Source organism: Halomonas sp., from assembly GCF_052095695.1.
GTDB lineage: Bacteria > Pseudomonadota > Gammaproteobacteria > Pseudomonadales > Halomonadaceae > Vreelandella.
The window spans coordinates 1-15,783 of record NZ_JBQDLQ010000077.1 but is presented as its reverse complement, the minus strand read 5'-3'; the positions used below and the strand labels follow the sequence as shown (position 1 = coordinate 15,783).

Genomic DNA, 15,783 nt, shown 5'->3' with positions numbered 1-15,783 from the left:
CGTTAGCGCCTTCAGGCAGAGTTTTGAAGCCATCAGACTGAATTTCAGAAAAATGAGCAAAAACGTCGTCACTGCCGTCAGACGGTGCAATGAAACCAAAACCTTTAGAATCGTTGAACCACTTAACTGTGCCAGTTGCCATGTTATAAATCCTTTTCGCAATTTGCGAATTGTAAAAATCCTGGTATTACCCAGATAAATAGTGAGTAGAACAAGGAATACAATTACAGACTACCGAAAGAATTCGAATGTTTCTGGAACCATGCTGCTTGCTAACTTACTGCGCATACCTTGCCACGGATACCCAACCAGGTCAAAACCTTTCACCTTTTTCTTTCTGGCAACAGCAGTAAAAAAGAGCAAAGACATAAAAATAGCAGTAATCTTGCCAGTGAGCTGGGCACTATTAATCCGACCGCCTAGCGCGCTTTACTGACCCGACAACCCCCGCGTCATTCGCGGTCGGGAAGGTACTCAGGAAGAGGTCTTGAACATGCTATATGGACTTAGTTTGTTAGCAGGCATTGTGCTACTCACCCTAGGAGGGGAAGCACTTATTCGCGGCGCGGTGGCGGGCGCTAAACGAGTGGGTGTCTCGCCCTTGCTGACAGGGCTTGTCGTGGTGGGCTTTGGTACTTCAGCGCCCGAGCTGGTCGTTTCTATTCATGCCGCTATGAACCAGCAGCCGGACATTGCTATTGGCAACATAGTGGGCAGCAACATTGGCAATATTTTATTGATCCTGGGAATGTGCGCGGTTATCTGCCCGATGGTCGTTCAGCCTTTAGCACTGCGCCGTGATGGACTGGTCGTTGTTTTGGCCAGCCTGCTGTTTATAGCCCTGTCGTTTAGCGGAGCATTAGGCCGCGTTGATGCCGGAATTTTTCTTGCCTGCCTCGTCTGCTATCTCGTTTGGGCCTACGTAAGCGAAAGCCGCCAGCATGTTCCGGCGACCGATATGCATACCTCAGAAGCGGAGGAAATGACCAAGCTACCCACGACAGGCTGGATGATGGGCCTAGCGCTGATTGCCGGCCTAGGCATGCTGATAGGTGGCTCGCAGTTGCTCCTTTATGGCGCCATTGGTTTGGCCCAGGCCATGGGGATTTCTGAGGCGGTTATTGGCCTAACCATCGTTGCCGTGGGTACTTCGCTGCCTGAAATGGCGGTCTCAGTGATTGCAGCGCTACGGCGTCATGCCGATGTTGCCGTCGGAAACATTCTTGGCAGTAATATTTTCAACCTGCTTGGCATCTTAGGTATCTCAGCGTTTTTACAGCCACTGCCGCTGGCACCGCGCGTGGCAATGTTTGATCAGTGGGTCATGCTGGGCGCTGCTGGCCTGCTGGTATTGTTTTTGTATACCGGCATGCGCCTATCACGCTGGGAAGGCGCTGCGCTGCTGGCAGGCTATGCCGCTTACTTAGCGCTAAGCTTTACTATCTTTTAAACGCATCTGCTCGCTGATTGCATTGAGCCAAAAGCATCCTGTGCTTTTGGCTTATTCATTTAAGCCACTTTTCACTGAGAAGAATTATCGTGCGAATCGCGACATTAGGGCCGAGTGGTAACAATCACGAACTGATTGCCAAACGCTATCTTAAAATGCGCTGTTCAGACGTGGGAAGCGTGGTTCTTTACACGCAGTTTGAAGACGCATTCCAAGCGCTCATGACAGGACAGGCAAGCCACGTACTGCAATGTACTGCCCATGCCGCGCACAGCGATTGCGTCGGCCGCTATATGCACCAAGCCTATCCCGTGGACACTTTTATTGCCGGCAGTAAACCCCTGGCACTGCTCGCACAGCGCGCGATTACCCACCCCGCCCACGTGGCACTGCAGCCAGCAACGCGTTATTACGCAGACTTAAGCCGCTATCCAGCCATCATTGAGGCCCCGACCATCGTGGCGGTAGCAGAAGGCTTGTTAGACGGCCGCTTTGAAGCGGGCATCTGTGCTGAAGAAGTACTAGCGCTGGCGCCTGAGCAACTGCGTATCGTGCAGTCGCTTGGCCCTGCGCTAGATACCTGGGTGATGTTTGCGAATAGCCCCCTGCCCGCCTCTTCATCGCTGCGGCTAGATCACAAAGATGATGATGACGCCCGCTGCGACTAACGCCACGCGATGCCACAGCGCTTTGCGTGCAATAACGCCAAACGAAATGGCCGTTAACCCAACCGCCACTTTTAGCGTGTAAAGCAGAGCGCCCGAAGGATTAAAAGCTAGCTGAATCATCTCTGGGTTGGCGACCATCGCCAACGGAATGATATACAGCCCAATACCCAGCGCCATCGCCTTAAACGCCACTTTTAGCCAGTTCTCGCCAACCATGCCCGCTGCAATAAACACGCCCCCGCACACCGGCGGCGTAATGGTTGAGAGCAGCGCATACCAAAACACGAAAAGATGTGCCAAAAGCGGCTCTAAACCTAAAGAGGTTAACGCAGGCCCGGCAACCGAAACACAAATCACGTAGGCAGCCGTGGTCGGCACCTCCATGCCGAGAATCAAACACGCCAACGCCGTCAAGAGCAGCGCCGGCCACAGGGCGTCGTTGGAAAGCGACAAAATACCTGAGGTAATTTTAACGCCTAACCCCGTCAGCGAAAGCACCCCAACCACCAGCGACGCACACAGAATAATGGCGCCAATGACCGCGATCTGGCGTCCGGCGGTCACCGCCGCTTCCGCTACGCGACGCGCAAAATCAGGCAGTGAAAAGCGTAGTTTGACATTGAACAATAGCAGCGCAACGCCTGCAAAAATCGCAATGCTGGCCGCGTACTGCGGGGTATAGCCACCGTGAAAAATGCGCTCTAACAGCAGAACGAACGGTATCGCGAAAAATAGTGAGGTAATCAGCACCTCCTTCGCATGGGGCCGTTCACTCTCAGCGACTGGCTGTAAATCATGCCGAGTCGCATACGCATTAATGCCTACCCAAACGGTCAGAAAATACAGCACCGCCGGCAGCATAGCGGCAGCCATAATCTGCGTGTAGGGCGTTCCCGTAAGCTCGACCATCACGAACGCACCCGCCCCCATCAACGGCGGCATAATCTGCCCACCGGAAGAAGCAACGGCCTCCACCGCACCGGCCAACGAACGCGGATAACGCAAACGCACCATCGAAGGAATGGTGATCGCCCCGGTTGAGGCCACGTTGGCCGAGGCTGAACCAGAGATAGACCCCATCAATGCCGATGAAATCACCGCCACTTTGGCAGCCCCGCCCGTCAGGCGACCCGCCACGGCGCTGGCTAAATTCATAAAGCCCTGCCCAGCTTCACCGGCATTGAGCACTGCGCCAAAAATCACAAAAATAGCGACAACGCTGACGCTCACGCCGGTCAATGATCCCCACAGGCCGCCTTCGGCAATGGTCAGCGTACCGACCATACTCTGCAACGGCAGACCTGGGTGCCCAAAGGCGCCGGGCACATACTGGCCAAAAGCACCGTACATCAGTGCCAATAAGGCTACTAGCGGCAGCGGCCAGCCAATCGCTCGGCGGGCAGCCTCAAGCGCCAGTGCAATTAAAAACACGCCAATCGCCATCTGTAGATGCGTATCGATAAAGCCATACTGATTAGCCAACGCCGCTTCGTTAAAGGCGATATAGCTGCACGCCGCCATGCCCAGCAGCGTTAAAAGCCAACCGCTTATGCGCTGCGCCGGCGTTTTCGCCATAAAGATCAATACCCACGGCAACAGCAGCGCCATGTGCAGCGGCCGACTCACCAGCGCAGGCGTTAAGCCGTAAAAAATAAGTCCAAGGTGGAATACAACACTAACCGCCCCAAGCGCTATCCAGCCAGGCGCTATCGCGTTGTTCGCTGCGGAGGGCGTCGCTGCTTGCGACGAAAAGGAAAAACGCATGCCAAGTTGCCTATTGATACAGCACTGCCACGGCACAAGCGCCGTGGCAGTGGGAAGAGGAACGAGAGAAGCTATCGAAAAGGGCTATCGCACAGGACTATCGCACAGGACTATCAAACAGCGTTAGCGAAGGGCATCCGGTATGTCGATACCCGCTTCATCGTAGTAACGCAGTGCACCGGGGTGAAGCGTACCCAACATATTTTCAAGCATTTTCGGCGTAATACTGCCCCACCAGGCGGCCTCTTCGGCCATGGCATCGCGACGCTCCCAGAACGTCTTCGTCAGCAGGTACGCGGTGTCGTCATCCATCTGCGTAGTAGTGTAGGCAATAACCGGCAGTGACGTCGTTTCAACATCTTGCTCCACTCCGGGGTAAGTGCCGCCAGGAATGGTTTGACGCGGCGCGCCGGTCTGTTCGATTTGCTCGTCGGTCAGGCTTACCATAGAGACTGGCATGCTGGCAGCCGTCTCAATCACGTTAGGCGACGGGAACGAGCTGGCGGTCACAAAACCGTCAATCTGGCCATTTTTAAGCGCATCAGGGCCACTACCAATAGCAGCATCGGCAATTTGAACGTCGTCTGCCAGGCCGAACAGCTCTAGATAGCGAGCCGCTTCACGGGCACCAAACGTGCCTTTACCAATCAACAGGTGCTTACCTTCCAGGGCGGAAATATCGGTCACGCCTTCATCGCCCGCCAGTACAAAGTGCATGGTAATAGAAGGGATCGGGAATAAGCCGCGTATCTCTTGAAAGCGAGGGCTCTGCCGCTCAGCAAAGGGGCCTTCGCCCGCCATCGCCTGTTCGACTAGCGCAGGAGGAGTCGTGAAAACGTAGTTACCCTGGCGGGCCATGACTTCCATTACATTTTGTACGGAACCTTGGCTTTCTTCCAACGTAAGAATAATGTCGTCGTCCGTGCCCTGGCGAATCGCCTCAGAAAGCTCTACGCCCATCTGATAATAGGCGGTTCCTGCAGAAGCCGATTTATAGGTCACACGCGTTTCGGCATGGGCGGAAAACGCGGCACTGGCTAGGGCTAACGTCGCTACTGACATGCCAAGCGTGCGGTTTAGGGAGCGAAATGGGTTGCGCATTCTTTTATTCCTCAACGTGTCCAGTAGCCGCTTTCTAGCCGGCCTCATTTTTATCTTACCAAGCCGTGAGCGTGGCGCGCCTCAAAATAGCACGACGGCGCTTAATCGGGCACTCCCCTGCTGAATGTCCTCTAACGCCACCAGCCATCAAACCACTTCATCCATTTTTGCATGCTGCGTTTTAAAGAACACCATTAGCGAGATTAGCAAAAGCCTGTAAAAACAAAATTTAATTAATTTTACTATTAGCACTTAGTATCATAATAATAAAATAATGAATTAATTTACAAAACCATTGCTTCTAAAGCTTCCATTACCTAAAAGATTAATTTACTAAAAAAAGACTCGATTCTTTTAATAATGACAGCCTTCATTCGTTTTTATAACGTATTGCGCCGCAACACAGGCTGATAACATGGAATCCCTTTTAAACAATTTCTAATAACTTAACCATGGGACAGACCTCACATGCCTACGTTGAGCAAACACTCTTGCCAGCCACGATTATATCGTCGCTGGCTTTTTTTATTAGCAGCCTTACTGTTATGCATCAGCCCTAGCGCTTTTGCCGTCACCGGCGAATTAAATTTAACCACCTCGCTCGTGGGCTTTTTTGCCGTCGCTATTTTTGTCTTGGCATATGCGTTAGTCATGGCCGAAGAAAAGATTCATATGCGCAAATCAAAACCCGTACTAGTAGCCGCCGGCATTATTTGGGGGCTTATCGGCTGGGTGTATGTCCAAAATGGCATGTCTGAGACATCAGAATACGCGTTTAGGATGACGCTGTTAGAGTTCACCGAGCTGATGCTATTCTTACTGGTGGCGATGACTTATATCAATGCGATGGAAGAGCGTCACGTGTTCGACGCGCTGCGGTCATGGATGCTGCGCAAAGGCTTCAACTATCGCACACTTTTTTGGCTAACGGGCGGTCTTGCCTTCGTGCTGTCACCCGTTGCCGATAACCTCACCACCGCTTTGCTCATGTGCGCCGTCGTGACGAAAGTTGCCGAAGGTGATCAACGCTTTATTAACATGGCATGCATCAATATTGTGGTTGCCGCCAACGCAGGCGGCGCATTTAGTCCTTTCGGCGATATAACCACGCTCATGGTGTGGCAGGCAGGCATGGTCGCGTTTCAAGATTTCTTCATTCTATTTATTCCGGCGCTGGTCAACTTCTTGATCCCCGCCACCATCATGAGTCTATTTATTAAGGATGAAAAGCCCGCCAGCGTTCATGAAGACGTCTGGATGAAGCGTGGCGCGCGACGCATCGTGGCGCTGTTTTTATTGACCATTATCACCGCCGTGCTCTGCCACGTTGTGCTTCACCTGCCGCCCGTACTGGGCATGATGACCGGCCTGGGCTATTTGCAGTTCTTTGGCTATTACCTGCGCCGTAGCTTGCCTCGTTCACTAAAGCGCAAACGTGAGATTTACAGCCGGGAAGGCGATAATCGTAAGTTGGCACAGTTAGGTAGCGTGGTTCCCTTCGATGTTTTTAATCGCGTGGCGCGCGCCGAGTGGGACACGTTACTGTTCTTCTATGGGGTCGTCATGTGTGTGGGCGGGCTAGGTTTTATGGGCTATCTCAGCCTGCTATCAGACGCCCTGTATACCGGCTGGAACCCTACCGCGGCCAATATTACGCTAGGCGTTGCCTCTGCGGTAATCGACAACATTCCAGTGATGTTTGCCGTACTCACCATGGAGCCCGACATGTCCCACGGCCAATGGCTGCTCATCACCTTAACCGCGGGGGTTGGCGGCAGCCTGCTATCGATTGGCTCAGCGGCCGGCGTGGCAGTAATGGGGCAGGCACGAGGGTCCTATACGTTCATGGGGCATTTACGCTGGTCGCCGGTGATCCTGCTCGGCTATATCACTAGTATTCTGGTCCACATGTGGATCAATGCTGATAGCTTTGCGCTTTTCAATTAACTCAGGCTAGCGGCCCAAGCAACGTTAGGCCCCCTTTTCACGCAGGCTGAAAAGGGGGCCTAGTCCATTTACTTATAGTACGTCTAAAAGAAGATGCTTGGATTATTCAACATAAATATTCAGCCCACTAAGACGCATCACTGGCCCGGCATCGTGAGCGGGCCTGCTCGCGCTACCACCCGCTGCCACGCAGTATCTTGTTCAATACGCGACACAAAGGCGGCAATAGCCGGATATTTCTCCAGCGACTGAGTGGCAGCAACCGCCTGCAGCGGAAAGCTCATTTGAATATCGGCACCGCTGGGCCACGGCCCGGCAAAATTACCGTGCGCAGATAAGCATTCGTTAATGACGCTGAGATGCTGCTTAATTTGAGGCGCGAAGAAGCGCTTACTCATCGTATCGCTAATGCCTTTCGCTAACGGCTTTATCAGCCACGGCGACTGCTTGGGTATCTGCCCAAACACAAGCTGCATCACCAGCAGCGGCATCAGCGAGCCTTCGGCGTAATGCAGCCAGTACCGATAATCTACCCACGCATGTATATCTTCCTGAGCAGGCTGCAGCCGACCTTGCCCATAGCGCTGCAGCAGATAATCAATGATCGCCCCCGACTCGGCCACGGTCAGATCACCATCCGTAATCACCGGCGACTTACCCAACGGATGAATTTTTTTCAGCGATGCTGGCGCATGCTGTGTTTTCTCATCGCGCTGGTAAACGACCAGTTCGTAGTCCAGCTCAAGGGCTTCGAGTAGCCATAGAATACGATGAGAACGCGATTTTTCCAGATGGTGAACATGAATCATAAAAGCTCCTTGGGACTGAGTTAGCCGCACGCATTGCGACAGCGATCCTTTTCTGCCAGTACATTTCTACTAGTACATTGCGCCTATTGCTTGAAACCACGATTATCAAGGTCAGCTTACATAGAACCTATAGGCCAAGACTAGCGCCATCTCAGTGCTGCCAAGCATAATTATGATCGAGACGCCTGGCGCCAGCGCGCCAGCATATCCAGCGGTGACCATGTACCTTGCAGCCAGGGCGCTAATAGGCGCATAGAGAGTGGAATAAACACAAACACCATGACAGGCGTCAACATTAAGGTGCTCACTACTACCCGCGGCACTAGTGCCCACTCAGCTAATACGCCGCCAAATAACCACTGAAACAGCAGTGAGATAGGAAAAAAAGCCACCCAGACGGCCACCGCCTGTTTCCAGCGCGGAGGAATGCTGCTAACGCTAGTTTGAAACCAAGTATCCAGCCCTGTTGCGCGATGCTCATGGGGCGCCTCATAGAGCCCTGCCCCGCGTTCGAGCCACGCATGACGTGAAGCAGAATGCTCCCAGGCTGCTAAGGTCTTACTGCTGCTAAAGCGAAATATGATCTGATATTCATCATCGTCAACCGGTGGCGCCAATACGCCAGAGCCGAGATAGCCAGCAAAATCAGCCGCTAGCTCCCGCCCTTCGTTAAGCCAACGATTAAAATCGAAATAGCGGCCGTGCTCAACGCGCCGAGCCACCATCAATGTGACAGGTGAGGCAGACATGGTATATCTCCTAATGTGCTGACAGCGCAGGCCGGGTAGGCAGGCTGTTTGCTTTCAAGCGGATAAGCCTAAAAGTCCAATAACCACATTATACAAGCAATGTTGATGCCATGTTATGCCAGAAACGCAAAAGCCTACTGCGGATGAGAAAGGTATGCCCCGCACGAATGGACTTCCCTTGAAGCGCTCACCTATGGGCGCTGCAAAGCAATATATCGACAGAGAGCACGGTTACTTAAGGGGCAGGGCTGGCGGCACCTAAAAAGCGCGCCTGCCAGTAATCGACTTCTAACGGCACGCTCACCACACGACGACCATTACCGGGCGCATGAATCATTTGGCCGTTGCCACGATAGATACCGACATGGGTCGCTTTGCGACGATCACCAAAGAACAGCAGGTCGCCGGGGCGCGGGGCATCGGCCTTTGGCAAGGCTTGAAACTGCTCATTGGCGGTGCGCGGTACGCGAATGCCTGCCGCCCGATAGGTCATTTCCACCAGCCCCGAGCAGTCTAGACCTTCCGGCGTATTGCCTCCGAAGCGGTACGGCGTGCCAATGGCCTGCTGGGCATGAGAGAGAATGAGCGCACGCTCCATAGAAATACCGGCGCGATCGGGTGGTGCATCTATCGGCGCGAGCTCACGGTTGGCACAGCCCGCTAGCGCAAGCATCAATAGGCAGGGCAACAGCCACCCGCGGCGCAAGACGACCACATAAGCTAAAGACGACAGGCGAACCAATGACATGGACAGGCGCTCCGGTAAGCTAACTGCCCACATAATGGCGTAAAGCATGCCTAGCCGCCAACAATGGTTAACGCCCTATCCACTCAATAAAGCTAGTGTCACCAAGCGCATGGCGCTCATGACGCACTCGGCTCATCGCTGCATAGGGCAAATCCATCGCCAGCACTCGCGAAAGCGGCTGTTCAAGTACCTGTCGTAACAGGCCATTGCAAACAAACAGATGGGCCACGACCAGCACATGCTGACCGGGCGGCTGGAGAAGTAGCCGCCGCCAAACTTCGGCGAGCCGGGCATCAAATGCTTGCAGCGTCTCGCCATCAGGAGGCGCGACCTCGGCAGGTTTGTGCCAAAACGCACTCATTCGTGCGGTGCCTTCTGCGGCGGTTACCTCTGCGTAGGTTTTACCTTCCCACTGCCCCAAGTGTAGCTCGGCGAGATCGTCTTCCACCTGCACAGGGAGATCAAACTCTTCGCCTAGCCACAGGGCAAACTCACGGCAGCGCATCAGCGGCGAAGTGACAATCGCATCGTAAGGCAAATGGCCTTCGACCGTATGGCGCATGACCGTATCCGTCACCTGCTGCCAACCTGTATCACTGAGCGGATGGTCAGTTGAGCCACGCAGCATACGCCCACCCACCGGCTCACCATGACGTAACAAATCAATGGTGGTAGCGCTTGCATCAGAAAAACGCATTTTAGGCTCCTGGTTTTTCAACGCATCAGCGCGCTTAAACATAGTCAGAAGATAGCGATATCCTGCCCCCCTTAGATGACAGCACCGGGGCACTTCTGTGACGAGTTAATGACGCTTTGGAAAACGGGTGACACCATCCTGTCAAAACCCCACACCAACGCCTAGTGCCCGCCTTTTGGCTTGAGACGCTCGAGCGGCGGGAACACCACATCGCTACCGTTCACATCGAGCTGGCGGATATCCGTTGGGTAGCCTTTCTCGTCGAGTGTGACTAAACCAATCCCGCTGGCGTTCCAAAGCCGCTCCCCGGCACTCGCCCGGTCGGGGTCACGGGGATGAACACTGAGTTTGCGGCGCTTCGTAAACCAGTTAAGCGGCGACCACGGGGCATACATCCAGCGATTCAGTCGATCAAAGGTATTGAGAAGACCCTTGGGAAAAGTGTTTTTGATTCCGCTTGAGGTAATCTGCCACAGGTGAGGAGCGCGCCGCTGATGGCGCACAACAATGTCGTAGACAAACGAGTAGTGCACATCGCCAGAAAGAATCACGTAATTGCCCGGCGTTTTAGAGTGCTGCCAAATTTGCAGCAGCGCGTTAGCAGCGCCTCGGTGCGCCATCCAGTTCTCAGCATCCACCACTAACGGCTTACCCACGGCGGTAAATAGCTTTTGAATGCTTTCAATTAATTTGACGCCAAACATCGGCGCGGGCGAAATAATCACCGCGCTTTTAACGCCCATGAGCGCCTGCTGCATTTCCATCAGTGCTTCCCAATCCATGAGACCAGAAGGCCGCTTGGGGCTGCGCTCACTGCGCCAACGGCGGGTGCGGGTGTCGAGCACAATAAGCGCAGGTGTACCGGGGATTTGAAACTCCCAGCCCTGAAAACGCAGCAACCGCTCAATTAATCCATCTTGCTCAGCACGCGCGAGCACCTCGCGTCCGTCGCCCAGCAGCGTAGCGGCATGATGAATTAATGGATTGAGTTTATCCGGATCATTACCCCATGCTTGGCAGAGCGAATACGCGACCAGGGCATTGCCGATAATGCGCTTAGAGAACGGGTGGCCATAGGCGGTTTTCTCCCAGTCAGCGGTAAGGTTCCAGTCATCGGTCACGTCGTGATGGTTGTAATCTATAGCGGCACTGGTATGGATACGGCCAGCAACCTATGCATTTCAGGCTTTCCGGGCTCTACTGTCATTGTCCATATGGATACGAGTTACATATGGACATTCCTCTCTCCTTTGTCCGTACCGGTCGCATGAGTCAAGCACGCTGACTCGACCGGTTTTCTTCACCGTTTCCAGTCAATTTTTTAAATCTTCAAACCTCTTCTTACAATAGGCCTGAGTAAGCGACCGCATATAAACGGCAACGATGCCATCCCTGGCCTCGTATCCGTTTTTTAAATAATATTCAACTCTGGCAGCTTCCTAACAATCTCTTGCGTTCTGAGGCTCACCGTAACCACCCGCTGAAACAGCTCCAGTGAATACTTTGGATTCCCCATGGTTTCAATAGCCCAGTCGTTTGCATCGTTGACGATTCCGCTGGCCTTATGGGTCGTCACAGACTGTCGTTCGATAACCCAATTCAGAGCAGCCTTACCGTTTACAACGTAATCCCATGCTTCGTCCGGGATGCCGGTCATGGTGATCTTGCCGTTATATATGACGGTGCTGAGATCGTTAATGTTTTTACCGGTTTCCTCGCAGCGCTTCTTGCCGAGTTTCATTTTGGTGACGCGGTAATCCTCGTCCACCAGATTGCCTTTGGTCTGAAAGGTCAGCGGATACTTTTCTACGGTTTCGTAGTTCACGTGCAACTTGGCCAAGTCACGTCCAGCCTTCGAGAACGCCCAAAAATCTGCTGCTTTTTTAACTTTCGGGATACGCGGAAGCTCTTTACTTAGGTTGTCGGCAAAGCGGGTACGGTAGTCCTCGCTGTGCAGGATACCGTAGACGTAATAGAACAGGTCTTCCTTAGTGATTTGCTCGCCAGGGTATGCTTCTTGGAAGTGGGCCAGCCCTTCCTCGGTGATAGCATCGCGACGTTTGAGGCCAACTTCAGATTGCTCCTCTTGCACAAACAAGGAATCGCGGCTGCTATTTTTCTCTTGGGCCTGCTCATCGTAAAGGTAGAGCGGAAAGCATTGGCCTTTTTCGATGTTGTCTAAACATGGAAGCGCATCCGACATAAGGACAGTAAAAGCCTTTGCTCCTGTGCCCGTAACCTGAATCACCAAGTTCTCCGCCCCTGCCTGCGGAAAGATGCGGGGCATTTGGAGCACCCTCTCATTAAAGGTACGGTTGAAATAGATCCATTGCTTGGTGAATGGTCGATAAACAGAGGTGGTAACTGATGACTCTTCGTAGGCGAAAGATTTATTTCTGGCCAAATCCTGCTTGAGGTTTACCGTCCAACTGATGCGAGTTGGGTCGGTATTGATAAAACCATCTACTTGCGCCTGGCGCGCCTTTGTATCCAACCCTGAAAGGGCTGAATTAAAGCGCTCCAACTCGGCGTTGTAGAAGTCAATCATGCTGCTCGCATTGTCTTTTAGCTTGACCTTGCTAGCGTTGTAAACCCAAGCATCGCGGTTAGTTGCTACCCCTAATGAGTAATTACTAAATAGTTTGGGGCCATCGCCTTTTTTATCACCCAATACAATATGCTCACCAAAGCTGTCATCGCGCTGATTCAGCCAGTCGCCATGCTGGTCAGGAACAATCTGCTGCCATGCGGGGATACCCTTTACACTGGCATAGTTCGCAATCATTTCCAGCTTTTCAGTACGGTTCAGGTAGTCACCAATGTCATGGAATAGGATGCGCCCGTGCTCTGCTGCTTCGGGGTTTTTGACCAGCAGGGAAATCGCAATAGGGGCACGGCTACCGCTATCGAAAATTTTCCCGCCCTCCCTTCGCGATAGTTCGCCCGAGGTGCGCTGATTCCCTCGCAAGTGAAACACATGAATGCTGGAAAACTCCTTCGTCAAGCACTTGCGCAAACCATCGGTGGTATTGGCCTCCAAAAAGCCGCCATTGGTCACAAAGCCTATTACCCCTGCATCACCAATGCGGTCGGATGCCCAACGAATGGCACGAATGTAGCTGTCGTACAGCCCCTTCGATAGCATTGCATTAGACTGAGCGGCATAAGTTTCTTCAATCCGTCTATCCAGCTTGGGGTAGCTGACATTGGCATTGTTATCGTTCTGGCTTAACTGGCCAATAGAATACGGCGGGTTGCCCATAATGACGCGAATATCCAGTTCTTTCTGACGCTGACGGCGAGAACTGTTTTCAACCAACAAAGCATCAACCATGTCCTCACTTTCATACATCTGGAATGTATCGGTGAGGCAAACGCCAGTGAACGGTTCGTAGGGAACCTCAAAAATCTGATCGCTTTCTTCCAGGCCCGTCACGTTGTCATTCATAATGCCGTGATAAGTGGCCTCGATATTGATAGCTGCAATATAATAGGCAAGCAACACCAGCTCGTTGGCGTGAAGTTCATGTTTGTATTTATGCGGCAATCGGTCTTTGGGAATCAGTCCAGACTGGAGCAATCGGGTGACAAATGTGCCTGTGCCTGTGAACGGGTCGATGATATGCACACTCTCATCGGCCATGCTCTTGCCAAACTCGGTTTTGAGCACGTCTTCAATGCTGTGAATGATGAAGTCCACCACCTCGACAGGTGTGTAGACGATACCCAGGCGATCGGTCATCCGAGGGAAAGCATTTTTAAAGAACTTGTCGTACAACTCTACGATGATTCGCTGTTTGCCTTCAGCACTGTTAATGCCTTCAGCTCGCATTTTCACCGACTCGTAGAACGACTCCAGTGTGCTGCGCTCTTTCTCTAGACTGTGTTCTTGCAGCTTACCCAGCACCTGCTGCATCGCCTGAGACATGGGGTTGTGCTTGGCAAAGCTGTATTCTTCAAACAGGGCATCAAACACCGGCTTGGTGATCAGATGCTGAGCGAGCATTTCAATAATTTCGGCATCCGGGATGCTGTTATTCAGATCGTCACGCAGCTCATGCGCGAATGCGCTGAACGCCGCTATTTCTTGGGTATTGCTGTCATCTTCAAGAATCGCCTTGATACGATCAATATGAGTATTGGCTATCTTGGCAATATCATTGGCCCAATCTTCCCAATGGTGCCGGTTGCCGCACTTTTTGACGATCCTGGCGTATAACGCACGTTCGATATCACCGATCTCATAGACCATCTCGGCCTGTTCAAATGACGGGTTAGGATCTTTGGAACCAATTGAGCGTCCACCACGAGCTTTGCCGGCCGTACGCTCTTTTTTGGATTTCCGAGTCGCTTTGGGTGTCACCTTATCCGCAACGGCTACCACTTCCATCTTGGAGTGCATACTGCCGTTGAATTCCAGCTTGTTGATCATGGCATCAAAGCGGTCATCGTGAGACCGTAGTGCGTTTAGCACCTGCCAGACTACCTTGTAGGTTTCGTTGCTATTCAGGGCTTCTTCCGGTTCAACACCGGCAGGGATGACCACCGGCAGGATTACATAACCCAGCTCTTTACCTGGAGCTAAGCGCATTACACGCCCCACAGACTGCACTACATCTACCTGAGAAGAGCGTGGGGTCAGGAACAACACCGCATCCAGTGCAGGCACATCAACGCCTTCAGACAAGCAGCGCACGTTAGACAAAATACGGCACGTGTTGTCCTCGGCGGTGGCTTTTAGCCACTCCAGCTTGGCTTCCTTCTCACTAGCGTTCATGCCGCCATCAACGTGCTCTGCTTCACAGGCCATCGTCAGCGCCTTATCCAGCGGAGCATCAGGGTCTTTTTCTCGCAGTGACTCGATTTCTGCTTCCTGATACTGAGCCACCACGGCACCAAACATCTCTGAGATCAGTTTGGAGCTGACCTTGTGGTTCTTACCTTTATATTCTTTATCAATGACTTGGCAGAACGCCACCGCGCGTTTCATCGGGTTGGGTTCCTGTCCCATCGTCTCCACCAGCCCTTGCTTGGACAGTGCCTTCCAACATCCCACGATCTTGGCCGCGTCATCCACTTTCAGCGAGTTATCAGCGTCTTTCAGTAGGCTTTGTAAACGACGGTTTACGTGCGCCTCCTCAACCGCCAACACGATAACCTTGTAATCCACTAGCAGCTTTCTTGAGACCGCTTCCGAGAAGGAGATGACATACAGCTCCTCACCATACAGCGACTTGTCATCCATCGAGCAAAGGGTGACTTTCTCCGTTTGCTTGGCATCATCACCGTAAATTCTTGGTGTGGCCGTCATATAGAGGCGCTTGGTGCCCTGGATATAATGATTGTCATGGATGCGAACGAATGCAGATTCTTCTTCACCCTCAAAGGTGGCACCTGTTGTACGGTGTGCCTCATCGCAGATGATCAGATCAAAGGCGGGTATCGGCTTCGTACCCGTGGTCTGAGCTTCATTCAACACCCCAATGGAGTGATAGGTAGAGAACACTACCGTCATCGCCTCATCGCTGTGATAAAGGCTCATGTGCTTTTGCAGGGATGCCGCGTTGGTTGTTGCCGGATATTGCAGATCACTGATGCCAGCAATCACACGATCATCGTTCTTACCTTGGCGCTTGCCAACGTCACTGTCTGAACAGACCGCAAAGCTTTTCAGGGGAACCGCTGATTCCTGTGTCCATTCGGTCAATGACTGGCCCAACAGCGAAAGGCTGGGGACCAGGAACAGCACCCGTTTACCCTTACCAGCGAGTGCTTCAGCGATCTTCAACGAAGTAAACGTTTTGCCCGTACCACAGGCCATAATCAGCTTGCCACGATCGGCGGCATTCA

11 protein-coding genes and 1 pseudogene are annotated in these 15,783 nt (G+C 52.7%); 3 read left to right on the top strand and 9 right to left on the bottom strand.

The features are described 5' to 3' along the window. The coding region (locus tag ACTH5D_RS13910) for a cold-shock protein (protein WP_441672237.1) at nt 1–142 on the bottom strand (142 nt) is incomplete at its 3' end. Nucleotides 143–493: 351 nt separating this feature from the next. Here ACTH5D_RS13910 and ACTH5D_RS13905 point away from each other — a divergent pair. Further along, nucleotides 494–1,450: a calcium/sodium antiporter gene (locus ACTH5D_RS13905; protein ID WP_441672235.1), complete on the top strand. Its 957-nt coding sequence runs from the start codon at nt 494–496 to the stop codon at nt 1,448–1,450. 89 nt (nt 1,451–1,539) lie between these two features. Continuing rightward, nucleotides 1,540–2,118 carry a hypothetical protein gene (locus ACTH5D_RS13900; RefSeq protein ID WP_441672233.1) on the top strand — a complete coding sequence of 193 codons (579 nt, stop codon included), beginning with the start codon at nt 1,540–1,542 and terminating at the stop codon, nt 2,116–2,118. Here ACTH5D_RS13900 and ACTH5D_RS13895 read toward each other — a convergent pair. Next, complete coding sequence (locus ACTH5D_RS13895) at nt 2,080–3,882, bottom strand: TRAP transporter permease (RefSeq protein ID WP_441672231.1); 1,803 nt, start codon at nt 3,880–3,882, stop codon at nt 2,080–2,082. The genes ACTH5D_RS13900 and ACTH5D_RS13895 overlap by 39 nt on opposite strands. 123 nt (nt 3,883–4,005) lie before the next feature. Continuing rightward, complete coding sequence (locus ACTH5D_RS13890) at nt 4,006–4,983, bottom strand: TAXI family TRAP transporter solute-binding subunit (RefSeq protein ID WP_441672229.1); 978 nt, start codon at nt 4,981–4,983, stop codon at nt 4,006–4,008. Between the two features lie 468 nt (nt 4,984–5,451). Between ACTH5D_RS13890 and nhaD the strand changes: the two genes are divergently transcribed. Beyond that, nucleotides 5,452–6,930 (top strand): sodium:proton antiporter NhaD, encoded by a 1,479-nt coding sequence (nhaD, locus tag ACTH5D_RS13885; RefSeq protein WP_441672227.1) that lies wholly within the window; start codon nt 5,452–5,454, stop codon nt 6,928–6,930. 137 nt (nt 6,931–7,067) lie between these two features. Here the strand turns inward: nhaD and ACTH5D_RS13880 are convergent, their stop codons facing one another. From ACTH5D_RS13880 to ACTH5D_RS13855, 6 genes and pseudogenes are all read right to left on the bottom strand, one after another. After that, on the bottom strand, nt 7,068–7,739 hold the full coding sequence (locus ACTH5D_RS13880) for a glutathione S-transferase family protein (protein ID WP_441672225.1): 672 nt from the start codon (nt 7,737–7,739) through the stop codon (nt 7,068–7,070). A gap of 170 nt (nt 7,740–7,909) precedes the next feature. After that, complete coding sequence (locus ACTH5D_RS13875) at nt 7,910–8,488, bottom strand: antibiotic biosynthesis monooxygenase (RefSeq protein WP_441672223.1); 579 nt, start codon at nt 8,486–8,488, stop codon at nt 7,910–7,912. A gap of 235 nt (nt 8,489–8,723) precedes the next feature. Further along, a complete protein-coding gene (locus ACTH5D_RS13870; protein ID WP_441672221.1) occupies nt 8,724–9,236 on the bottom strand; it encodes a C40 family peptidase in 513 nt (170 codons plus the stop codon). A gap of 67 nt (nt 9,237–9,303) precedes the next feature. Then, nucleotides 9,304–9,933 (bottom strand): histidine phosphatase family protein, encoded by a 630-nt coding sequence (locus tag ACTH5D_RS13865; protein ID WP_441672219.1) that lies wholly within the window; start codon nt 9,931–9,933, stop codon nt 9,304–9,306. 161 nt (nt 9,934–10,094) lie between these two features. Further along, nucleotides 10,095–11,063, bottom strand: a pseudogene (locus tag ACTH5D_RS13860) (alkaline phosphatase family protein); the annotation flags it as partial. 281 nt (nt 11,064–11,344) lie between these two features. Next, a partial coding sequence (locus ACTH5D_RS13855; RefSeq protein ID WP_441672216.1) for a DEAD/DEAH box helicase occupies nt 11,345–15,783 on the bottom strand: 4,439 nt, incomplete at its 5' end.

Excerpts from the sequence above, each read along its gene's own strand:
- ACTH5D_RS13905 (WP_441672235.1), top strand. The coding sequence starts at position 494 with ATGCTATATGGACTTAGTTTGTTAGCAGGCATTGTGCTACTCACCCTA.
- ACTH5D_RS13895 (WP_441672231.1), bottom strand. The coding sequence starts at position 3,882 with ATGCGTTTTTCCTTTTCGTCGCAAGCAGCGACGCCCTCCGCAGCGAAC.
- ACTH5D_RS13890 (WP_441672229.1), bottom strand. The coding sequence starts at position 4,983 with ATGCGCAACCCATTTCGCTCCCTAAACCGCACGCTTGGCATGTCAGTA.
- nhaD (WP_441672227.1), top strand. The coding sequence starts at position 5,452 with ATGCCTACGTTGAGCAAACACTCTTGCCAGCCACGATTATATCGTCGC.
- ACTH5D_RS13880 (WP_441672225.1), bottom strand. The coding sequence starts at position 7,739 with ATGATTCATGTTCACCATCTGGAAAAATCGCGTTCTCATCGTATTCTA.
- ACTH5D_RS13875 (WP_441672223.1), bottom strand. The coding sequence starts at position 8,488 with ATGTCTGCCTCACCTGTCACATTGATGGTGGCTCGGCGCGTTGAGCAC.
- ACTH5D_RS13870 (WP_441672221.1), bottom strand. The coding sequence starts at position 9,236 with ATGTCATTGGTTCGCCTGTCGTCTTTAGCTTATGTGGTCGTCTTGCGC.
- ACTH5D_RS13865 (WP_441672219.1), bottom strand. The coding sequence starts at position 9,933 with ATGCGTTTTTCTGATGCAAGCGCTACCACCATTGATTTGTTACGTCAT.